The sequence below is a fragment of the Methylocystis sp. Sn-Cys genome (assembly GCF_016745395.1).
GTDB lineage: Bacteria > Pseudomonadota > Alphaproteobacteria > Rhizobiales > Beijerinckiaceae > Methylocystis > Methylocystis iwaonis.
Map to the genome: position 1 here is coordinate 182017 of NZ_JAERVJ010000003.1, position 19987 is coordinate 202003.

Below are 19987 nucleotides of genomic sequence, written 5' to 3' on the forward strand. Positions count from 1 at the left end.
CGGGCGAACACAATCTTGGGGAACGATAGCGCTTCTGGATCGCGCGGCGGGCTCATGGCGAGCCGCCGTCCAGCAGCGTCGAAGGGACCGCTTCGGGGTCCAAATTCGAAAGCGAAAGGAACGACATATGGCCAAAATTATCGGCATCGACCTCGGCACGACCAACTCCTGCGTGGCCGTCATGGAAGGGTCGAGCCCCAAAGTCATTGAGAACGCCGAAGGCGCGCGCACGACCCCCTCGATCGTCGCCTTCACCGACGACGGCGAGCGTCTGGTCGGCCAGCCGGCGAAGCGTCAGGCGGTGACGAACCCCGACAAGACCTTCTTCGCCATCAAGCGCCTCATCGGCCGCACCTTCGAAGACCCGATGACCAAGAAGGACATCGGCCTCGTCCCCTATAAGATCGTGAAGGCCAATAACGGCGACGCCTGGGTGGAAGCCGCGGGCAAGCAATATTCGCCCTCGCAGATTTCGGCTTTCATCCTGCAGAAGATGAAGGAGACGGCGGAGGCCTATCTCGGCTCGACCGTCACGCAGGCCGTCATCACGGTTCCCGCCTACTTCAACGACGCCCAGCGTCAGGCCACCAAGGACGCCGGGAAGATCGCCGGCCTCGAGGTTCTGCGAATCATCAATGAGCCGACGGCGGCGGCGCTCGCCTATGGGCTCGACAAGAAGCAATCGGGCACGATCGCGGTCTATGACCTTGGCGGCGGCACCTTCGACGTCTCGGTTCTCGAGATCGGCGACGGCGTCTTCGAGGTGAAGTCGACGAATGGCGACACCTTCCTCGGCGGCGAGGACTTCGACAACCGGCTCGTCGAATATCTTGCGAGCGAGTTCAAGAAAGAGCAGGGCATCGACCTCACGAAGGACAAGCTCGCCCTGCAGCGCTTGAAGGAAGCGGCTGAAAAGGCCAAGATCGAGCTCTCCTCGGCCACGCAGACCGAGATCAACTTGCCGTACATCACCGCCGACGCCACGGGTCCGAAGCATCTGACCCTGAAGCTGACGCGCGCGAAGTTCGAGGCGCTGGTCGACGATCTGATCCAGCGCACGGTCGAGCCCTGCAAGAAGGCGCTCAAGGACGCCGGCCTCACGGCGGCCGAGATCGACGAAGTGGTGCTCGTCGGCGGCATGACCCGCATGCCGAAGGTGCAGGAGGTGGTGAAGCAGTTCTTCGGCAAGGAGCCCCATAAGGGCGTCAACCCGGACGAGGTCGTCGCCATCGGCGCCGCGGTCCAGGCGGGCGTTCTGCAGGGCGACGTGAAGGACGTGCTGCTGCTCGACGTGACCCCGCTGTCGCTCGGCATCGAGACGCTCGGCGGCGTGTTCACGCGCCTCATCGACCGGAACACGACCATCCCGACCAAGAAGAGCCAGGTGTTCTCGACCGCTGAAGACAATCAGCAGGCCGTGACCATCCGCGTCTTCCAGGGCGAGCGCGAAATGGCGGCGGACAACAAGCTGCTTGGCCAGTTCGATCTGATGGGCATTCCGCCGTCCCCGCGCGGCATGCCGCAGATCGAGGTGACCTTCGACATCGACGCCAACGGCATCGTGAACGTCACGGCGAAGGACAAGGCCACCAACAAGGAGCAGCAGATCCGCATCCAGGCCTCTGGCGGTCTGTCGGACGCCGACATCGACAAGATGGTCAAGGACGCCGAGCTGCATGCGACCGAGGACAAGAAGCGCCGCGAGCTGGTCGACGCCAAGAACCATGCCGAGGCCGGAATCCATACGGCAGAGAAGGCCGTGGCCGATTACGGCGACAAGGTCTCCGGCGCCGACAAGAGCGCGATCGAGGCGGCAATCGCGTCGCTGAAGAGCGCGCTCGAAGGCGATGATGTCGAGGCCATCAAGGCCAAGACCAATGAGCTGGCGCAGGCCTCGATGAAGCTCGGCGAGGCGATGTACAAGGCCCAGCAGGCCGACGCGACCGGCGCCGGCTCAGCCGAGGCCCCCAAGGACGACGTGATCGACGCCGAGTTCAAGGACGTCGGCGACGACCACAAGAAGTAAGCAGGCTGAGGGGCGGCGCGAGCCGCCCCTTCTGCTTCTGCCCCTCCGCGCCTTGACCGCCGCGCGCCGGCCCCACATTCTGAACCCCATGGAAAAGATCTCGATCAGCGACGCCCGGGAACATCTCTCGGAACTCATTGAAAAGGCCGAGGCGGGAGAGACAATCGTGCTCACTCGTAACGGGGAGCCTGTCGCGGAACTCGTGCCGCATCGGCGCGGCAAGGGGATACGCTGGGAGGGGATCGAGGAATTTAAGAAAAAATATGGAGTTGAAAAGATATTCCCGCATATTCCAGCCGATTTCGATGATCCGCTTCCTGAAGATATTCTTTTACGACCGCTGCCGGAACAATGAGGCTGCTGCTCGACACCCATATTCTTCTGGCGATCACAGAAAATCGGACGCACAACCTGCCGGGTCGGGTGAGAAGGCTCGTCGACGAAAATTCCGGCGTTATCAGCGTCGCAAGCTTGTGGGAGATCGCGATCAAAAACCGGCTCGGCAAGTTGCCTGTCTCGCTGCCGCTAGAGGCGCTTCCCGAGGCGATAAGCCAGATGGAGCTCCAACTCCTTCAAATTACGGCTGCGCACGTCTTGATTCAGGTCGAGCCGGAGCCTCCGACCCGGGATCCCTTCGACCGCTTGCTACTCGCGCAATGCAAAGTCGAGGGATTGAGGCTCGTGACCATCGACCGCGCGCTCGTGGATCACCCTTACGCGATGACAGATTAGCGGCGAGCGCTTACATCCACGCGTGAAGTGGTGTATCGGCAGCGGCCAAGGATCGGCATTGCCGCCATTGCAGGAACAGACGACGTCTGAAATGTCCAAACGCGATTATTACGAAGTCCTCGGCATCTCGAAGACCGCGACGGAAGTCGAGATGAAGATCGCCTTTCGCAAGATGGCGATGCAGTGCCATCCCGACCGCCATCCCGGCGACGCGGAGGCGGAGGCGCGCTTCAAGGAATTGAACGAGGCCTATCAGACCCTCACCGATCCGCAGAAGCGCTCGGCCTATGACCGCTTCGGCCACGCCGCCTTCGAGCAAGGCGGCATGGGGGGCTTCGGCGCGTCGGAAGGCTTCGGCGCCTCCATGGCCGATATTTTCGAGGATCTCTTCGGCGACGTGATGGGGCGGCGCGGTCGCTCCGGCGGACGCGAGCGCGGCTCCGACCTGCGCTACAATATGGAGATCACGCTGGAGGAGGCCTATCACGGCAAGACCGCCTCGCTCCAGATTCCGACCTCGGCGACCTGCGAGGCCTGCGCCGGCACGGGCGCCAAGAAGGGCTCCAAGCCCAAGACCTGCACCACTTGCGCCGGCCATGGCCGCGTGCGCGCGCAGCAGGGCTTTTTCGCCATCGAACGCACCTGCCCGACCTGTCAGGGGCGCGGCGAGATCATCGAGAATCCCTGCCCCTCCTGCTCGGGCTCGGGCCGCAAGACGGTGGAGCGCTCGCTCTCCGTCAATGTGCCGCCGGGCGTCGAGGACGGGACCCGCATCCGCCTTGCCGGCGAGGGCGAGGCCGGCATGCGCGGCGGACCGCCCGGCGACCTCTACATTTTCCTTTCCGTGAAGCCGCACCCCTTCTTCCAGCGCGACGGCGCCGACCTTTATTGCCGCGTGCCGATCTCGATGGTCCGCGCCGCGCTGGGCGGCGAGATCAAGGTCCATGCGCTCGACGGCTCGGAGGTCAAGATCAAGGTGCCGGAGGGCGCCCAGTCCGGCCGGCAGATCAAGGCCAAGAGCAAGGGCATGCCCGTCCTGCGTGGGCGCGACCACGGCGATTTGCATGTGCAGCTCAGCGTCGAGACCCCGCAGAAGCTCACAAAGCGGCAGAAAGAGCTGCTCGCGGAGTTCGAGAAGGAATCATCGCACGAGACGCATCCCGAGGAGCATGGTTTCTTCGCGCGGATGAAGGATTTGTTCGGGGGATAGCAGGGCGAGACTCGCCATATCTGGCTGCCCGTTGTGCGCGCGTCTTTGGCGCGCTTGCGCGTCCGCTTCTTCGGCAGAAACGACAGTTGATCATAGCTGCACTGGGAAGCACGCGACCGCTCCAGTCCTTGCCAGTAGCTTAGCCGTTTGTTATAGGCTTTCCAGTTCTCAAGCGCGCCAGAATATCTAAGCAGACAAGCGGCCACCAGTCTGCGAGCGACTTATTTGTGTCGGTATTTCAAGGACTAAGAAAATGAAAAATGCGGCGTTAAAGTTCTCTTGGGTGATTGTTGCTTTATTTGTCGGCGGATGTGCAACGTCGGGAAATCCAACTGTCAAGTTCAGCCAGGATGTTTTGAAAAATCCTAACACTGGGCAAGTTGTTGTGTGTGGAGGGCGTATTAACGCTTCAGCACCCGCGATTTCCAGAAGGGCTTTCGAAGCCACCCATCAAGCGTGCGTCCGCAATGCAAAGGCGGTGGGCTATACGCACGAGTTGCAGGTGACCAGGTGGCCGTGAGCTGCCGCTAACAAGAACGCTGGTTTTGCTCTGGATTTCCCGATCGCTCGCTTTGCGAGCGTCGAGAATGACACGGAACCAACCAAGTGGGTTACCCCAGCCCGTGCGCCAGTCGGCTATGGCGTCGACTGTATAAGAAATAAATCGCCAGCCCGATCGCCATCCAAATAAGAAAGCGCTCCCAGGCGATGGCTGGGAGCCTGGATAAAAGCCACAGCGAGAAGGCGACGCCGGCGAGCGGCGTGAAAGGCACGAAAGGCGTGCGGAAGCTTCTCGGCGCGTCCGGCCGGGTTTTGCGCAGCACGATGACGGCGACGCAAATGACCACGAAAGCGGACAGCGTGCCGATATTCACGAGTTCGGCCACTTCCTTGATCGGATAAAGCGCGGCGACGATCGCCGTCAGCGCGCCGGCGATGAGCGTCGGCCGATAGGGCGTGCGAAAGCGCGGATGCACCACCGCGAACCACTGCGGCAGCAGACCATCGCGGCTCATCGCGAACCAGATGCGCGCGCAGCCCAGGAGAAACGCCAGCATCACGCTGGTGATGCCGGCGACGGCGGCGATCGACACGATGAAGGCCACCCAGGGCAGGCCGATCGAGGCAAAAGCGGCGACGACGGGCGCCGGCGTGTCCAGCGTGTCGAAGCGCGCAATGCCGGTGAGCACCAGCGACATGGCGACATAGAGGGTGAGCGATATGGCCAGCGACAGCAGCACAGCGCGGGGCAGGTCGCGTTGCGGATGACGCGCTTCTTCCGCCGCCGTCGTCAGCGTATCGTAGCCAAAGACCGCGAAGAACACGACTGCCGCGCCCTCGGCGACACCCGAGAAGCCGAAGGGCATGAAAGGCCGCCAGTTCTCTAGGCGCACATAGGGCAGGCCAGCGGCGATGACGAAGAGCACGGCCGCGACCTTTACAACCACCATCGCCGTGTTGAAACGCGCGCCCCATTCGATGCGCAGCGTCAGCAGCCCAGCGACGCCCAAGGCGCCGAGCGCCGCGAGAAGATCGACCATATGACCGGGGCCCGTCCCCGCCGCGCCGGCCGCCCAATCGGGAAGGGGAATGCCGAGTTGGGCGAGCAGCGCCTGCAAATAGCCCGACCAGCCGATGGAGACGACGGCGACGACCAGCGCATATTCGAGCAGCAGGTCCCAGCCGATGATCCAGGCGACCAGCTCGCCGAGCACCGCATAAGAATAAGTGTAGGCGCTGCCCGCGACCGGAATCAGCCCGGCGAATTCCGCATAGGACAGCGCGGCGGCGGCGCTGGCGACGCCGGCGATCAAAAAGGACAAGGCGACGGCCGGGCCGGCCTGCGTCGCGGCGACGACGCCGGTCAGCACGAAAATGCCGACGCCAATCAATCCGCCGAGCCCGATGCTGGTGAGCTGCCACACGCCCAACACGCGGGGGAAGCCGCCTGCGCCGTCGGCTTCCGATCGAAGACGCTCGATGGATTTGGCGCGCGCCAGTTCGCGCAGGCTCATGCTCGCCCCCTTCATACCCGAGGCTTCACATAAGCGATCGCGCCAGCGCTGTCATGTTCGACAAAAGAGCGGGCAAAGCCGCCCTTTTGCGCGGCTTATTTTGCTTGCTCGAGATGCATCAGCGCTTCTTCCGCGTGTTTGGTCGCGGCTTCAGCTTTTTTCTCCTTGCCCGTCTCGATGGCCTTTTCGAGATGGGTGATGCCCTGCTTGATATGCGGGTTCGCCTTTTCCTTCTCGGCCGCTTCGGCGTGTTTCAGCGCTTGTTCGGCGTGGGTGGCGAGCACGTCGCCATGACCCTGCTTGCCGTGGTCGATCGCCTGCTTGGTATGCGCGATCGCTTCGGAAAGATGGTTTTCCGCAAAGGCCAGTCGTGGCGCGAAGGCCAGTCCGAGCGAAAGGGAAAGCGCAAGAGCGAAAACTCTGCGGTTCATTTGACCGACTCCTCAAATACGTGCCGCAGAAGCGATATGGCGCGCTCGCGTCATCCTTCCAGCGTCGCCCTTGGCGCCCGCGCGCTCTATTGTCTGTCGGCCGCGTAGAGCGCGCAGCTTTCGCCGAATTCGCCGAGGCCATTTTCGAGCAGAGAGGAAAGAAGGGGGATGCCGATGAGATAGGCCGAGGTCGAGCCCTGACGCCGGGCGCGCGCCTCACGCACCGCCTCGTTCCAATCCGCCGCTGCATAATCGCCGCGTCCGATCCAGGTGAGGGCCACGAGCTCAGCCTGTTCGTCTTCGTCCATGGCGTCGATGAAGGAAGCAATTTCGTCACGCACCGTAGCAAAGGCCTCTTCGGTCATGACGCTCACGAAATTGTCGTCGGTGGCGTTGGAGGCGTCGGCGTCCATGCCTTCGTCCTCGCTTTCGAGTTCGCGCGCTTTGACGACGATGAAGCAAACCTTGTCGGTATTGATTGTGGGCATGGCCGTTCCTCTCCGTTTCAATGCGAGCCGGCGGCTTTACCGTGGCCGCTCTCGCGAGCGGCGCCCTTTGCATATATTCATCCTGCCCAATTAGACCGGTCTCGAGGCAACAATTTTGCGAGGCGCTCGAGCGCCCTGCGCCTGGGAGAGGCCGCAGGCGGCCTCTGCCGAGCTTATTGCACGGCATGGCTGTCTAGAAATCAAGTCATATCCATTCAATCACTTATTGCTGAAGTATATAGTCAAGCTGTTACAGTATATATTTATGAGAAAGAAGTTTGATTCTTGTACTATGTATTAACTCTATAATAAACTCGCAAAATAGTCAACTTTTTGCCAACATTATGCCATGAGATCCATGCAATACTTAATTGTTGTAATTATTAGGAGTAAAAATGACATGATAGCCAGCGACATTCTACCAACATTACGCGTTGTTTCGCTTCCCGGCGCCAACCCGTCGTCTGCTCAATTGAGCGACTACAAAAGCGCTTACGCCATGTGGAAGATGGTCTGGTCGGAGACATTCAGGGAGCTGGATGGGCTCGACAAAATGTTCTCGGACGATTTCGCCCGGCAAGACGAAATCCTCTGCGTCTTTCGCGGCCCCGTATGTTTGGCGCTGGGCCTCATGCGCTGGCGGGATATCGAGCTCCCGAGCGTGCGCGAGGATTCCTATTTTCAGATGTGGCCCACGGAAGCCATCGATGGGCTGCGCGCCAATGGCAAAGACATCATCATCTGCTGCAATTTGACAATCCATCCGATGGCGCGGAGCAACTCCCTCGGGCTGCCGATGAAAGACGTCATGATGGGCCTTCTCATCCAGCGCTTTTTGGAGTCGGGCGCCGACGCCATGACGGGCGCCATGCGCGCCGATCGCGGCATGCACAAGACGACCTATCGGCTCGGCGCGACGCCTCTGGCGACCGGTTTGGTCCACCACAATTCGCCGGTCGATCTCGTCGCCTTCTTTCCGCAAAACATGACCGGCGGGGAAGCGGAGGTTGCCCGCGCAGTACGGTACCTCTGGGGCGTCAAGCGGCAACATCCCATCCAAAGGGCTCGATACAAGGGGGCGAAAAATGCGTGAAGCGCTCGATGTTCTTCTCAACAACGTGAAAAAAGAAATGTCGGCATGCCCTTGGGAAAATCCCTACGCCTACGCCGATTTTCTCGCGCAGACCTATTACTACGTCTGCCACTCGACGCGGCTTTTGGGTCTTGCGGCGGGCCTTTGCCGGGTCGACAGAGACCTGCTTCACCGCCGCTTCGTTCAGCATATCGGCGAGGAAAAACTGCATGAGCGCCTGGCGTTGAACGATCTGCGCGGCCTGGGGTCGAAGCTCGAGGACTTTCCCGAACATTCCATAACAAAGGCGTTTTACGAGTCGCAATACTACAAGATCGAGCGCCTCGATCCGACCGCGCTCTTTGGTTACATCCTTCTCCTGGAAGGCGTCGCGGTGTCCGTTTGCCCTGAAATCTATCAGCGCGTTTTGCGCGCGCACGGCAAGCGCTGCGCCAACTTCTTGAGGGTTCATGTCGAGGAGGACGTCGATCATCTGCCGAAAGCCTTCGCCCAGCTCGAGGGCCTGTCGGCGAGCCAGAAGAGCGACATTCTGGTAAACATGGCCCAGACCGCCGATCTTTACTGCCAGATCATCTCGCAGGCGGCTCGAGGCCGGAGCGTCGAGCGCGCGAGGGCGGCTTAGCAATATCGACAAATGCGACGCGCGCGCCCGACGCGCGCGTCGTGAACGCGGCTTCACCGGAGCCCTTGTCCCCGACCGGCGCGCTTCGCATATAGTGATGGAGAAATTTTGCGGAGCGGCGGATGCGTGTCGGCGCGCCCAGGGAAATCAAGGACAATGAACATCGCGTCGGCCTGACGCCGTCGTCCGTCGCGGAGCTGGTTCATTCCGGCCACGACGTGCTGATCGAGAAAGGCGCGGGCGCGGGCGCTGGCCTGACGGACGACGATTATGCGCTGGCCGGCGCCCGACTCGTCGAAGGCCCGGCGGAGATATTTGCGAGCGCCGAATTGATCGTGAAGGTCAAGGAGCCGCAGCCGAGCGAAATCGCGCTGCTGCGGCCGGGAACGGTCCTTTTCACCTATCTGCATCTTGCCGCCGACGCCGCGCTCACGCGGGGCTTGATGCAGAGCGGCGCCAATTGCATCGCCTATGAAACGGTGACGTCCGCCGGCGGCGGTCTGCCGCTGCTGGCGCCGATGTCGGAAATCGCCGGCCGTCTTGCGCCGCAGGTGGGCGCGCGCTTTCTCGAAAAAGGCGAGGGCGGGAGAGGCGTGCTGCTCGCTGGCGCGCCGGGCGTTCCATCGGCGGAGGTTCTCGTTCTCGGCGCCGGCAATGTCGGCTTGCAGGCGGCGGCGATAGCGCTGGGCATGGGCGCGAGCGTGCTCGTCGCGGATCGCAACGTCGAGGCCCTGCGCCGTCTCGAAGCGAGATTCGGGTCGACTGTACGGAGCATCTATTCCACCCGCACATCCGTCGCCGAAACAATCAAGCGCGCCGATCTCGTCATCTGCGCCGCGCTGACGCCGGGCGCCCGCGCGCCCATTCTCGTCACGCGCGACATGTTGCACACGATGAAGCGCGGCGCCGTCATTGTCGACGTCGCCATCGACCAGGGCGGCTGCTGCGAGACCTCGCGCCCGACGAGCCATTCCGACCCGGTCTATGTCGTCGACGGCGTGGTGCATTACTGCGTGACCAATATGCCGGGCGTCGTGCCGCGCACCTCGACCTTCGCGCTCAACAACGCCACTTTGCCTTTCGTCCTCGCGATCGCGAACAAGGGCTGGCGGGCGGCGCTTGCGGACGATCCCCATCTGCGCGCGGGGCTCGACATCTTCGACGGGCGTGTCGTCTCGGCCCCTGTCGCGGCGGCGCATGAGCTGCCGCTCACGCCATTGCCCGGTGTTTTCTATTGAGCGATAGGCCCGATCCCGCGACATCATGGCGGAGTGGCGGCGTCCGGAGTTCTATGTGATTGTAAGAAATAGACGATACCTTCCTTCGGCTCGCGCGGAGGCGCGGCGCGGCCGGCCAGCCGCTTTCTTGACCGCCAAAACGCCGATAGACCGAGGCGCGCCGGGTCGTTATGGGCATAGCGCCCAGGCCGCTAAAAGCCGCCGCCCGCGGGAAAACTTCGAGGAGAAAGCATGACGGTCACGCGCGACGAAGAGCCTGCGGTCGAGGGGCGGAAGGCCCCGCCAGGGATCGAGGCGGCGTCGGAGGCGACGGGGCGCAAGAAGAAATCCAAGAAGAAGGGCGAGAAGAAAGCCAAGGCGGCGGCCGCCAAGACGCGGGAGACGGCGGCGGAGCCTGCCGCCAGCGCGCCGCGCAAGGAACGGAAGGCCGAGTCGCGCGCCTCAGAGGCCCGCGCGCAATCGGTGCTGATGCCGCCGATTCCATCGCCGATGACGAGCGCCGAGCTCGAACTCATGGCCGAGAACATGGCCAAGCTCGTCGACCAGGGCCGCAAGGCCATCGCCGCCGCCATCGGCAATGTCGATGCGGGCGGGCCGCGCAGCGAGCTTGCGGCGAGCGTCGCCGACGCCACCAAGACGCTGGGCGTCGTCGCGGAATATTGGCTGGCGAAACCCGACCGCGCCGCCGTGGCGCAGGCCGAGCTTTACGGCGGCTTGAGCGAAATCTGGCGCCAGACCATGCGCCGCTATACGGGCGAGAATGTTCCGCCGATCGTGCCGCCCGATCCCGCCGACAAGCGCTTCGCCTCGCCCGAATGGGAGCAGAATCCCTTCTTCGATTGGCTGCGCCAATCCTATCTCTATACGTCCCGCTGGGCCGGCGAGATGGTCGACAAGGCCGAGGGGCTCGATCCGCAAACGCGCGCCAAGGCGGCGTTTTACACGCGGCTGCTGGCGAGCGCGGTGTCGCCGTCGAATTTCGTCGCCACCAATCCCGAGCTGCTGCGCGCGACGATCGAGAACAAGGGCGAAAACCTGATCCGCGGCCTGAAGATGTTCGCCGAGGACATCAACGCCGGCGGCGGCGTGCTGAAGATTCGCCAGAGCGACGACAGCAAATTCCGTCTCGGAATCGATCTCGCCAACACGCCCGGCAAGGTCATCTGGCGCAACGATGTGATGGAGCTCATCCAATATTCGCCGACGACCGAGGAGGTCTATGCGCGTCCGTTGCTGCTCATGCCGCCCTGGATCAATAAGTTCTACGTGCTCGATCTCAACAAGGACAAGAGCTTCGTGCGCTGGGCGGTCGAGCAGGGCTTCACCGTCTTCATCATCTCCTGGGTCAATCCCGACGAGAGCAAGGCCGAGAAGGGTTTCGAGGCCTATATGCACGAGGGGATTCTCACGGCGCTCGACGTCATCGAGAAGGCGACGGGCGAGCGCAAGGTGACGGCGGCGGGCTATTGCGTCGGCGGCACGCTGCTGGCGCTGACGCTCGCCTATATGGCGGCGACGGGGGACGACCGCATCGAGAGCGTCACCTTCTTTGCGACGCAGGTGGATTTCAGCGAGGCGGGCGATCTCCAAATCCTCATCGACGAGGCGCGCATGGCGGCGCTCGACGAGGCCATGGCGAAGACCGGCTATCTCGAAGGCGTGAAGATGGCCAACGCCTTCAACATGCTGCGGCCGAACGAGCTGATCTGGACCTATGTGGTCAATAATTACATGAAGGGCGTCGAGCCCGTGGCCTTCGATCTGCTTTACTGGAACTCGGATTCGACGCGCATTCCGCGCGCCAATCACTCCTTCTATATGCGGAGCTGCTATCTCGAAAACCGCATCACCCGCGGCGAGATGGTGATGAGCGGCGTGCCGATCAATCTGCGCCTCGTGAAGATTCCCGTCTATTCCGTCGCGACGAAGGAAGACCACATCGCGCCGGCGCGCTCGGTTTTCCGCGGCGACAAATTCTTCGGCGGCGACGTCACCTATGTGCTCGGGGGCTCGGGCCATATCGCCGGCATCATCAATCCGCCGGCGAAGGGCAAATATGGCTATATGACCGGCGGGCCGGTGAAGGGCGGATTCGACGAGTGGGTGGCAGCGGCCGAGGAGCATCCCGGCTCCTGGTGGCCGCATTGGCTGGAGTGGATCACCGCCCAGGCGCCGCGCAAGGTTCCCGCGCGCGAGCCCGGCGGCGGCAAGCTCGAAATCCTGTGCGACGCGCCGGGCGACTATGTGCGCGTGAAGGCGTAATACTGCGAGCGCCGTGGACCTCCGCCGTAATTGCGAGCGAAGCGAAGCAATCCAGAGCCGTGATGTGGCTCTGGATTGCTTCGTCGCGACGCTCCTCGCAATGACGGCGGTCGCGCCATGTCGGCGTCGCTGTCCGAATTCAAATCGCGTGACCACGGGCGAGATAAGCGAGCCGCGCGGCCATCCGTTCGATCTCCAGCGGATCATAGTCGGTCGGCAAATCTTCGGGCGGCACGTCGGATTCACTCGTGCGCGTCTCCATGCCATCGTCGCCGAAGAAGAAACGGGCGCCGGTGGGGGTGAAGGTCACGATCCATTCGGCGTTTTGTTTTTCGACACGGAAGTCGTCGGTTTTCAGCGCGTTCATTGCAGCCGCTCCGGTTGGCGGCGGCAGATAGGGCAGGGGGAGCGGCGGGCAAGCTATCCGAATAGCGATCTGGCGTGATCGGCCCCATACCTCCCCTTTACGGGGAGGTCGGCGGCCGAAGGCCGACGGGTGGGGTTCAAGCCGCAACGACTCTGGTGGGGCTTTACCCCACCCGTCGCAGCTTCGCTGCGCCACCCTCCCCGTAAAGGGGAGGGATTGGCTCACGCCCCCGGAATGACCCCGATGCGCTGCAGGAACCAGAAGGCGCCGGCGAGCGCGATCAGGCCCGAGAGGGCGTAGACGAGCTTGTCGTGGCGTTTCCCGTCGGTGTGGCGGTCTATGTAGAACAGGATCGGCAGCACCGCCATGACGATGGCGATCTGGCCGGCTTCGACGCCGATGTTGAAGGCCGCGAGCGCCGGCACGACCGCCCCTTGCGGCACGCCCATCTCGGTCAGCGCAGAAGCGAAGCCGAAGCCGTGGATGAAGCCGAAGAGAAAGGTGTTGCGCCAACGCTGATCAACCTTGCGCGACCAGAAATTCTCCGCCGCGACGAAGATGATCGAGGCCGCGATCGCCGCTTCGGTCAGCGTGGACGGCAAGGTGAAGATGTTCAGCGCCGCGAGCGACAGCGTGATCGAATGCGAGATGGTGAAGGCCGTGACGATCTTCACCACGGGCATGATGCTATGCGCCCAGAGGATCAGCGCGAAGAGGAAGCAGAGGTGGTCGTAGCCGGTGACGATATGCTCGACGCCCGCCTCGAAAAATTTCACCATGAGCTGGCCGGTCGTCTCCATTGGCTGCGAGAGGTCGAGCGGCGGATTTTGCGGATAGAGCATGGTCTCGCCGGCGTTCTCGCCGAAGAGCGAGACGAGGTGCTTACCCTTGGAGCCCTGGGCGGCGAGAAGCTTGGTCGCGTCGTAGAAGGCCTTGCCGGTCGTCCCCGAGCAGTCGAAGCGCATGACGATCAGGGCGCTGTCCTGGTTCGTCGGGTCTTCGCCGGCCTTCTCGACCTTGGAGAGGCAGGCGCGGCCAGCCTCGTCGCGCATGGCGACGCGCTTGGCGACGAATTTGCCGATCTCCTCCTCCAGCACGCCCGGCGGCGAGAGATCGACGCCAGCGCGCTCGTCCATCGTGTCCTGGAACATGCGCTCGAGGTCGGTCGCGAGGAAGCCGACGTCCACCACATAGACGCGGTTCGCCTGCGGCGTGATCTTGGCGGTGGAAATATCCGGCGTATGCGCCAGCGCCGGCGCGGCAAGTCCGATCCCCATGCAGAAGAGTAGAAGGGCGGCCAGTTTCCTCCCGAACCCGGTCATCTCGACGTTCCTTTTTGTTATGGTTGGCGCGCACCATGCCAAAGGCGCTTCGCCCCGACAAGGCCAAGTGATAAGGCGGAGCGAATCGCCCGAGCGTTGCGGCGCAGGGAGGGCGAAGCTAGAAGGCTCGTCGGATGCGGGCGGCGGCCATTGCGGGAAAGACGATGCAGCGCGTGACGGTGACGATCGACGACGAGCTGATGAGCGCGCTCGATCTCTACATGGAGGCCGGCGGCCATCGGAACCGCTCGGAAGCCGTGCGCGACCTCGTGCGGGCGGGGTTGCTCAAAGAGCCCAAGGTTGACGACGAGGCGCGCAATTGCGTGGCCGCGCTCGTCTATGTCTATGACCACGAGACCCGGCAGCTCTCCAAGAAGCTCGTTCACGACCATCACAGCCACGCCGATATGTCCATCGCGACGCTGCATGTGCATCTCGACGAAGCCAGTTGTCTCGAAGTCTCGCTGCTCAAGGGGCGGAAATCCGAGGTCGAACATTTCGCGAGCCATCTCATCGGCGAGCGCGGCGTGCGTTATGGGCAGCTTGTCGTGGTTCCCGCGCAGCCCGAGGATGAGAAGCCGTCTTTGGGGCCCGCCAGCGCGGGCCATGCGCATCGTTGATTTTTGCAACGCTGTATTTCTGTTGCAAAAATGTGACGTGATCCTCAATTTGGTTGCGGCGTCATTGACAGCCTGAACTTGGCGTAAGAAACTTTTAAAAAAAGATCACACGCATAAAGTTTGACTGGGGGAGGCTAATGAAGCACCGTCTCACGTCCGTCTCTGTCTTCGCTATAGGGGCGGCTCTCGGCGTTTCTTCGGCCCATGCGCAACAGGCGTTGCCGACGATCACCATCGGCCATACCCATGCCGTTTCCCATACGCATGGCGGCAAGACGCACACCCACGAGGTTTACCACACCCATGTCGTGCCGGCGCCGCGTTTGACCGTCGCTCAGCCGGCGCCCGCCGCGCCGGCCGGCCCTACGCCGCCGCCGATCACCTCCTCGAGCGAGAAATTCTTCACCGGCAAGGAAGTCAATTCCATCCCCTTCGCGCGTCCGGGCGAGGCTCTGGAGATCGTGCCCGGGCTCGCGGTCACCCAGCACTCGGGCGAGGGCAAGGCGAATCAGTATTATCTACGCGGCTTCAACCTCGATCACGGCAGCGACCTCGCGCTCTATCTCGATGGCATGCCGCTCAACATGCGCACGCATGGCCACGGGCAGGGCTATGCGGACGCCAATTTCATGATCCCCGAGCTGCTCGGCTATGTGCTCGCCCGCAAGGGGCCCTATGACGCGCAGGACGGCGATTTCTCCTCGGCCGGCTCGATCTATCTCCAATACAAAGACAAGATCGACAAGGGCTTCTATCAGGTCACCGGCGGCAGCTTCGGCTATGGCCGCGCGCTCGCCATTGCGCCCTATAAGGATTTTGCCGGCGGCTCGGCCTATGGCGCCGTCGAATCTCAATATTACAACGGGCCCTGGGAGCGCGGCGACAATCTGCGCCGCATCAACAGCGTGTTTCGCTGGCAGCGCGGCACGCAGGAAGACGGCGCGGCGGTCACCTTCATGGGCTACGCCAACCGCTGGTATTCGACGGATCAAATCCCCGAGCGGGCGGTCAATAGCGGGCTTCTCTCGCTTTGGGGCACGTTGAACCCGACGGACGGCGGCGACACCACCCGCTTCTCACTCTCGGGCCGATGGAGTCAGACTGAGGGCAATCATTCGAGCCGCGTCGAAGCCTATGTCGTGCGCTCCACGCTCGATCTCTACAACGACTTCACTTATTTCCTATCGAACCAGAATCTGGGCGACCAGTTCCGCCAGTTCGACCGGCGCTGGATGGCGGGCGTCAATGCGCAGCACAGTATCAAATGGGACAGTTTCGGCCTGCCGGTCGAGACGCGCATCGGCCTCCAGGGCCGCTATGACGATATTCGCCTCGGCTTGCAGAACGCGTTCCGCCGCACGCCCTTCGAGACGGTCCGCAACGACGGCGTGGGCGAGGGCAGCATCAGCTTCTGGACCGATACGACCGTGCGTTGGACGCCCTGGCTGAAAACGGTCACGGGCGGGCGCTTCGATTATTTCAACGCCAACGTCAATTCGCTGCAGTCGCTCTGGGGCTCTCCTGTCGTTGCGACGAGCGCGGGCCTGCCCGCCTTTCTCTGGACCGGGCCCTTCAACAGCGGCTCGAAAGACTCGGCCCTCTTCAGCCCCAAAGCCTCGATCATCCTCGGGCCCTGGGCGAAGACGGAGCTCTTCGCCAACTACGGCGAAGGCTTCCATTCGACCGACGCGCGCGGGACGGTGCAGCGTTTCTCGACCTCGGAGCTCTCGGACCAGGATAGTTTCTCGGTTGTCGCGCCCATTCCGCTGCTGGTGAAGTCGCGGGGCGCCGAGATTGGCGCGCGCACCAAATTCATCGAGGGTCTCGATTCGAGCGTCAGCTTCTTCTGGCTCAATCTCGACTCCGAGAACCAATTCGAAGGCGACAGCGGCACGACGATATACGGCCGTCCGAGCCGCCGCTACGGCGTCGAAATCGCCAACCATTACCGTCCCGTGTCTTGGATCAATTTCGACGGCGACGTCGCGCTGGTGCATGCGCGCTATCGCGGCTTCGACACAGGCCAGGCGCTGGCCTACGCCGATCTGCTGACGCCGGAGGCTCTCCCTTACGGAACCTTTCTCGGCAATGCGCCCGGCAATTATCTGCAAAATTCAGTCGCCATAACGGCCATGGGCGGACTGGAGATCGGCGAGGCGACGGGCTGGTTCGGGGCGATCAAATATCGCTACATCGGCCCCCGCCCGCTGACCGAGGACGGCTATCTGAAGTCGCCGGCGACGGGCACGGTCAACGCCAGGCTCGGCTATCGCTGGGCGGACGGCTGGCGCCTGCAGCTCGACGCCTTCAACATCTTCAATTCGCGCTCCGACCAGATCACCTATGGCTATGGCTCGCTGCTGCCGAGCGATCCTCTCTACGGCCAGTGCCGCGCGGGCGTCGCGCCGAGCGCGGTCTGCGGCGTCGGCGTGATGGATCGCCATTTCAAGCCCGTGGAGCCGCCGGCGGTGCGCGTGACCTTCTCGGGGCCGCTGAACTTCGACGGCGGGCCGGTGACGACGCTGCCGAATTTCGCCGAGCCGTTCCGGGCGTTTGCGAAGAACTGAGGGTTGCATATTGATTTCAGGAATTGATTTCATGAAATCCTTGGCCATATGATGTTCCCCGGATCGGAGCGGAAAATGGCCACGGCAGTTGCAAAAATCATCGACCACCTTCGGGAGGACGGCGGCCTTCAGGGGAAGGACATCGCCAATATTGTCGAGGTTTCTCCCGCCACGGTCTCCCGCTGGTCCAGCGGCAAGGCGACGCCGGATTTACGCACCCAGACGGTCATCGCCGAATTGCGCTACGTGGTCGACAGGCTTGGGGATTTCTATACGCCCGAGGAGACGCGCCTCTGGCTGCATACGCCGCATCCGCTACTTAAGGGCGAGCGGGCGATCGATCTGATTAACGCCGGCCGCACCCAAGAAGTGCTCGCCGTGATCGAGGCTTTGGACTCCGGCGCCTATGTCTGAGTCGCGGCGCGCCCGCGACATCACGCTTCTCGACGCTATCGACGCTTTCAAGCGAGAACCCTTTGCCCAGCCGGTCTGGCGGATATGCCGTGAGGGACGAGACCCGACGCTCGGCTCCGCCTCGAATAGCCGTTGGTGTAACGGGGCCTTTGACGTCCTCTATACGTCGCTCGAACGCGACGGCGCGCTGGCTGAAATCCATGCGCTTCTGAGCCTTCAGCCCGTTTTTCCGTCCAAGCTCGTTTCATACGCTCACAGACTGAAGGTCGAGGCCCGGGAGACGCTGCGCATCGCCGATCTTCCGACGCTCGCCGCGCTTGGCGTCGACGTCGCGCGCTATCGCGAGCGTGATTACGCCCGCACGCAGGAGGTCGCTGACGCCGCTTATTTCCTGGGTTTCGACGGGTTGGTGGCGCCGAGCGCCCGCTGGGACTGCCTCAACGCCATGCTTTTCACCGATCGGAGCGCGCCGGGGGCCATAATCCTGGAGGAGTCCGAGCCACAGCCTGTGGATTGGCGCGCCTGGCGCGAGAGCAGAACCAAAAGTGGCGCTTAAATCGACGCCCTTCGTGCTAAACCCCCCTCATGCGCTTCTCTCCCTCCTTCCTCGACGAAATCCGGGCGCGCGTGCCCGTCTCCGAGGTGGTGCGCTATAAGGTGAAGCTGAAGAAGCAGGGGCGCGAGTGGCGCGGGCTCTCGCCCTTCAACGCCGAGAAGACGCCTTCCTTTTACGTCAACGACCAGAAAATGCGCTGGTTCGATTTCTCGGCCGGCAAGAGTGGCGACATCTTCGATTTTCTTACCGAATCCGAAGGGGCCTCTTTCCCCGAGGCTGTCGAGCGATTGGCGGCCATGGCGGGCCTGCCTATGCCGCTCGAAACGAACGAGCAGCGGGTCGAGGAGCAAAAGCGCGCAACGCTGCAAGAGGTTTCGGATTGGGCGGCCGAGTTCTTCCAAAAGCAGCTCGCGGGCCCTGCCGGGCGCGAGGCGCGCGCCTATCTCGACCGCCGGCAAGTTTCCGCCGCCTCGCGCGAAAAATTCCGCCTCGGCTTCGCGCCGGCCGAACGCCATGCGCTGCGCGACTATCTCGCGGGCAAGGGCGCGACGGTCGAGATTATGATCGAGGCCGGGCTCCTCATCCATGGCGACGATATTCCGGTTCCCTACGACCGTTTCCGCAACCGCGTAATGTTCCCGATCTGCGACCGGGGCGGGCGGGTCATCGCTTTCGGCGGGCGCGCCATGGAGGCGGACGCGCAGGCGAAGTATTTGAACTCCCCGGAGACGCCGCTCTTCCATAAAGGAGCCACGCTCTACAATCTCCACAATGCCCGCAAAGCCGCCCATGACGCGGGGACGGTCATCGCCGTCGAGGGCTATATGGACGTCATCGCCCTCACGGCGGCCGGGTTCGCGCATGCCGTCGCGCCGCTCGGCACCGCGCTGACGCCCGAACAATGCAATCTCCTGTGGCGCATGGCCGAGGAGCCCATCCTCTGTTTCGACGGCGACAAGGCGGGGCTCAAGGCGGCCTTCCGCGCGGTCGATACGGCGCTGCCGCTCATTGGTCCCGGCAAGACGCTGCGCTTCGTGCTGCTGCCGGACGGGCAAGACCCGGACGAATTATTGCGCGCCGGCGGCCCGGGCGCCGTGCAGCAGGCGGTGAGCCAGACCTTGCCGCTCGTCGATTTGCTCTGGATGCGCGAGACCGAGGGCGTCGCCCTCGATACGCCCGAGCGTCGGGCCGGGCTCGAACGGCGCTTGCGCGAGATCACCGGCCAGATCGGCGATGAAACTTTGCGCCGCTACTACGGCGAGGAATTGCGCGACCGCCTCGGCCGTCTTTTCGGCCGCGCGCCCGCGGCGCCGGCCAGGGGGCGCGATTTTACGCCGCGGCGCGGCCGTCCCCCCTTCCGTCCCGGCGCGGCGGAGGCGGGGCCAGTCCGGATCAGCCAGTCGCTCGCCAATTCCCCGCTCTTTCGCGGCGTCAAGCCGGCGATCGCGCCGCGCGACGCCCTGATTCTGCTCATTTTGATGAATCACCCGGACGTGCTCGCCGCCCAGGTCGAAGAAGTGGCGGGGCTGGAGTTTGCCTCGAACGAGGCCGCCGCCCTGCGCGACGCCTTCGTGCGCTGGACCGAAACCGGCGGCGGCGAACGCGCCGATCTGATGCAACACCTTGAAGAGTCTGGTCTTGGCGGCGTCGCGTCGCGGCTCGAGGGCATGGTCGCGCATGCCGCGCTCTGGAGCGTGCGGCCGGAGGCCTCGCCCGCCGACGCCGCAGAGAGCCTGCGTCAGGCTTTGGTCTTGCATCGCCGTTTCTGGGCGCTAAATAAGGAGCTTCGCGCGGTGGAAGCCCGACTGGCGGCGAACTCCAGCGAGCAAGATTTAGCGCGCCTGAGGGATATTCAAACGCAACTCTCCGCGCTAGATGGCGCGGAAGCGGCTCTGGAGGGGTTCGGCGCCTCTTCGGGCCGTTCGACGCGCTCGCTTTGACTTTCTGGACCCAGCGCGCAATTTGAGTGTGGTTAGCGGGACTTTAAGACCCCGCGCGGAATGTGGAATACGAGCCGGCGCCTG

19 protein-coding genes are annotated in these 19987 nt (G+C 63.2%); 14 read left to right on the forward strand and 5 right to left on the reverse strand.

Features of this window, described 5'->3' with window-relative positions:
- Positions 1 to 127 precede the first annotated feature (127 nt).
- The 5 genes from dnaK (at position 128) to JJT62_RS08005 (ending at position 4488) form a co-directional block, all read left to right on the forward strand.
- Entirely contained in the window at positions 128 to 2026 is a 1899-nt protein-coding gene (gene dnaK / locus JJT62_RS07985; protein ID WP_202072189.1) for a molecular chaperone DnaK, read from the forward strand.
- Between the two features lie 88 nt (positions 2027 to 2114).
- Positions 2115 to 2381, forward strand: coding sequence for a type II toxin-antitoxin system Phd/YefM family antitoxin (locus tag JJT62_RS07990; protein WP_202072190.1), 267 nt, complete (start codon positions 2115 to 2117; stop codon positions 2379 to 2381).
- The gene (locus tag JJT62_RS07995) at positions 2378 to 2758 is read left to right on the forward strand and encodes a type II toxin-antitoxin system VapC family toxin (protein WP_202072191.1); all 381 of its coding nucleotides are present in this window, start codon (positions 2378 to 2380) and stop codon (positions 2756 to 2758) included. Before JJT62_RS07990 ends, JJT62_RS07995 begins: the two co-directional genes overlap by 4 nt.
- 91 nt (positions 2759 to 2849) lie before the next feature.
- Positions 2850 to 3968, forward strand: a complete 1119-nt coding sequence (gene dnaJ, locus JJT62_RS08000) for a molecular chaperone DnaJ (RefSeq protein ID WP_202072192.1) — start codon at positions 2850 to 2852, stop codon at positions 3966 to 3968.
- 253 nt (positions 3969 to 4221) lie between these two features.
- On the forward strand, positions 4222 to 4488 hold the full coding sequence (locus JJT62_RS08005; RefSeq protein ID WP_202072193.1) for a hypothetical protein: 267 nt from the start codon (positions 4222 to 4224) through the stop codon (positions 4486 to 4488).
- A gap of 91 nt (positions 4489 to 4579) precedes the next feature.
- Here JJT62_RS08005 and JJT62_RS08010 read toward each other — a convergent pair whose 3' ends face one another.
- The 3 genes from JJT62_RS08010 to JJT62_RS08020 form a co-directional block, all read right to left on the reverse strand.
- Positions 4580 to 5983, reverse strand: coding sequence for an amino acid permease (locus JJT62_RS08010; RefSeq protein WP_202072194.1), 1404 nt, complete (start codon positions 5981 to 5983; stop codon positions 4580 to 4582).
- Positions 5984 to 6078: 95 nt separating this feature from the next.
- Positions 6079 to 6414, reverse strand: coding sequence for a small metal-binding protein SmbP (gene smbP / locus JJT62_RS08015; RefSeq protein ID WP_202072195.1), 336 nt, complete (start codon positions 6412 to 6414; stop codon positions 6079 to 6081).
- 86 nt (positions 6415 to 6500) lie between these two features.
- On the reverse strand, positions 6501 to 6902 hold the full coding sequence (locus tag JJT62_RS08020) for a DUF3775 domain-containing protein (protein WP_202072196.1): 402 nt from the start codon (positions 6900 to 6902) through the stop codon (positions 6501 to 6503).
- A gap of 400 nt (positions 6903 to 7302) precedes the next feature.
- On the opposite strand from JJT62_RS08020, the gene JJT62_RS08025 reads away from it, so the two are divergent.
- From JJT62_RS08025 to phaC, 4 genes are all read left to right on the forward strand, one after another.
- Positions 7303 to 7995, forward strand: coding sequence for a hypothetical protein (locus JJT62_RS08025; protein ID WP_202072197.1), 693 nt, complete (start codon positions 7303 to 7305; stop codon positions 7993 to 7995).
- Positions 7988 to 8617, forward strand: a complete 630-nt coding sequence (locus JJT62_RS08030) for an iron-containing redox enzyme family protein (protein ID WP_202072198.1) — start codon at positions 7988 to 7990, stop codon at positions 8615 to 8617. The genes JJT62_RS08025 and JJT62_RS08030 overlap by 8 nt, the downstream gene beginning before the upstream one ends.
- Before the next feature lie 122 nt (positions 8618 to 8739).
- Positions 8740 to 9855: an alanine dehydrogenase gene (gene ald / locus JJT62_RS08035; RefSeq protein WP_202072199.1), complete on the forward strand. Its 1116-nt coding sequence runs from the start codon at positions 8740 to 8742 to the stop codon at positions 9853 to 9855.
- A 231-nt stretch (positions 9856 to 10086) separates the two neighbouring features.
- Positions 10087 to 12117, forward strand: coding sequence for a class I poly(R)-hydroxyalkanoic acid synthase (gene phaC / locus JJT62_RS08040; RefSeq protein ID WP_202072200.1), 2031 nt, complete (start codon positions 10087 to 10089; stop codon positions 12115 to 12117).
- A gap of 139 nt (positions 12118 to 12256) precedes the next feature.
- Here the strand turns inward: phaC and JJT62_RS08045 are convergent, their stop codons facing one another.
- Together JJT62_RS08045 and JJT62_RS08050 are read right to left on the reverse strand one after the other, a co-directional pair.
- Positions 12257 to 12484: a hypothetical protein gene (locus tag JJT62_RS08045; RefSeq protein ID WP_202072201.1), complete on the reverse strand. Its 228-nt coding sequence runs from the start codon at positions 12482 to 12484 to the stop codon at positions 12257 to 12259.
- Positions 12485 to 12705: 221 nt separating this feature from the next.
- A complete protein-coding gene (locus JJT62_RS08050; RefSeq protein ID WP_202072202.1) occupies positions 12706 to 13806 on the reverse strand; it encodes a HupE/UreJ family protein in 1101 nt (366 codons plus the stop codon).
- A 164-nt stretch (positions 13807 to 13970) separates the two neighbouring features.
- Here JJT62_RS08050 and nikR point away from each other — a divergent pair, with 164 nt between their 5' ends.
- The 5 genes from nikR (at position 13971) to dnaG (ending at position 19903) form a co-directional block, all read left to right on the forward strand.
- Positions 13971 to 14426: a nickel-responsive transcriptional regulator NikR gene (gene nikR / locus JJT62_RS08055; protein WP_202072203.1), complete on the forward strand. Its 456-nt coding sequence runs from the start codon at positions 13971 to 13973 to the stop codon at positions 14424 to 14426.
- 137 nt (positions 14427 to 14563) lie between these two features.
- Positions 14564 to 16993, forward strand: coding sequence for a TonB-dependent receptor (locus JJT62_RS08060; RefSeq protein WP_202072204.1), 2430 nt, complete (start codon positions 14564 to 14566; stop codon positions 16991 to 16993).
- A 75-nt stretch (positions 16994 to 17068) separates the two neighbouring features.
- Positions 17069 to 17407 (forward strand): antitoxin Xre/MbcA/ParS toxin-binding domain-containing protein, encoded by a 339-nt coding sequence (locus tag JJT62_RS08065; RefSeq protein ID WP_202072205.1) that lies wholly within the window; start codon positions 17069 to 17071, stop codon positions 17405 to 17407.
- Positions 17400 to 17963 (forward strand): RES family NAD+ phosphorylase, encoded by a 564-nt coding sequence (locus JJT62_RS08070; RefSeq protein ID WP_202072206.1) that lies wholly within the window; start codon positions 17400 to 17402, stop codon positions 17961 to 17963. The genes JJT62_RS08065 and JJT62_RS08070 overlap by 8 nt, the downstream gene beginning before the upstream one ends.
- 29 nt (positions 17964 to 17992) lie before the next feature.
- On the forward strand, positions 17993 to 19903 hold the full coding sequence (dnaG, locus tag JJT62_RS08075) for a DNA primase (RefSeq protein ID WP_202072207.1): 1911 nt from the start codon (positions 17993 to 17995) through the stop codon (positions 19901 to 19903).
- Positions 19904 to 19987: the final 84 nt, after the last annotated feature.

What these genes read in the sequence shown, in the direction of transcription:
- JJT62_RS08005 (WP_202072193.1), top strand. Translation starts at nt 4,222, where the DNA reads ATGAAAAATGCGGCGTTAAAGTTCTCTTGGGTGATTGTTGCTTTATTT.
- JJT62_RS07990 (WP_202072190.1), top strand. Translation starts at nt 2,115, where the DNA reads ATGGAAAAGATCTCGATCAGCGACGCCCGGGAACATCTCTCGGAACTC.
- JJT62_RS08045 (WP_202072201.1), bottom strand. Translation starts at nt 12,484, where the DNA reads ATGAACGCGCTGAAAACCGACGACTTCCGTGTCGAAAAACAAAACGCC.
- dnaK (WP_202072189.1), top strand. Translation starts at nt 128, where the DNA reads ATGGCCAAAATTATCGGCATCGACCTCGGCACGACCAACTCCTGCGTG.
- nikR (WP_202072203.1), top strand. Translation starts at nt 13,971, where the DNA reads ATGCAGCGCGTGACGGTGACGATCGACGACGAGCTGATGAGCGCGCTC.
- JJT62_RS08050 (WP_202072202.1), bottom strand. Translation starts at nt 13,806, where the DNA reads ATGACCGGGTTCGGGAGGAAACTGGCCGCCCTTCTACTCTTCTGCATG.
- JJT62_RS07995 (WP_202072191.1), top strand. Translation starts at nt 2,378, where the DNA reads ATGAGGCTGCTGCTCGACACCCATATTCTTCTGGCGATCACAGAAAAT.
- JJT62_RS08030 (WP_202072198.1), top strand. Translation starts at nt 7,988, where the DNA reads ATGCGTGAAGCGCTCGATGTTCTTCTCAACAACGTGAAAAAAGAAATG.
- ald (WP_202072199.1), top strand. Translation starts at nt 8,740, where the DNA reads ATGCGTGTCGGCGCGCCCAGGGAAATCAAGGACAATGAACATCGCGTC.
- JJT62_RS08060 (WP_202072204.1), top strand. Translation starts at nt 14,564, where the DNA reads ATGAAGCACCGTCTCACGTCCGTCTCTGTCTTCGCTATAGGGGCGGCT.
- dnaG (WP_202072207.1), top strand. Translation starts at nt 17,993, where the DNA reads ATGCGCTTCTCTCCCTCCTTCCTCGACGAAATCCGGGCGCGCGTGCCC.
- JJT62_RS08020 (WP_202072196.1), bottom strand. Translation starts at nt 6,902, where the DNA reads ATGCCCACAATCAATACCGACAAGGTTTGCTTCATCGTCGTCAAAGCG.
- JJT62_RS08010 (WP_202072194.1), bottom strand. Translation starts at nt 5,983, where the DNA reads ATGAGCCTGCGCGAACTGGCGCGCGCCAAATCCATCGAGCGTCTTCGA.
- JJT62_RS08025 (WP_202072197.1), top strand. Translation starts at nt 7,303, where the DNA reads ATGATAGCCAGCGACATTCTACCAACATTACGCGTTGTTTCGCTTCCC.
- JJT62_RS08070 (WP_202072206.1), top strand. Translation starts at nt 17,400, where the DNA reads ATGTCTGAGTCGCGGCGCGCCCGCGACATCACGCTTCTCGACGCTATC.
- JJT62_RS08065 (WP_202072205.1), top strand. Translation starts at nt 17,069, where the DNA reads ATGGCCACGGCAGTTGCAAAAATCATCGACCACCTTCGGGAGGACGGC.
- phaC (WP_202072200.1), top strand. Translation starts at nt 10,087, where the DNA reads ATGACGGTCACGCGCGACGAAGAGCCTGCGGTCGAGGGGCGGAAGGCC.
- dnaJ (WP_202072192.1), top strand. Translation starts at nt 2,850, where the DNA reads ATGTCCAAACGCGATTATTACGAAGTCCTCGGCATCTCGAAGACCGCG.
- smbP (WP_202072195.1), bottom strand. Translation starts at nt 6,414, where the DNA reads ATGAACCGCAGAGTTTTCGCTCTTGCGCTTTCCCTTTCGCTCGGACTG.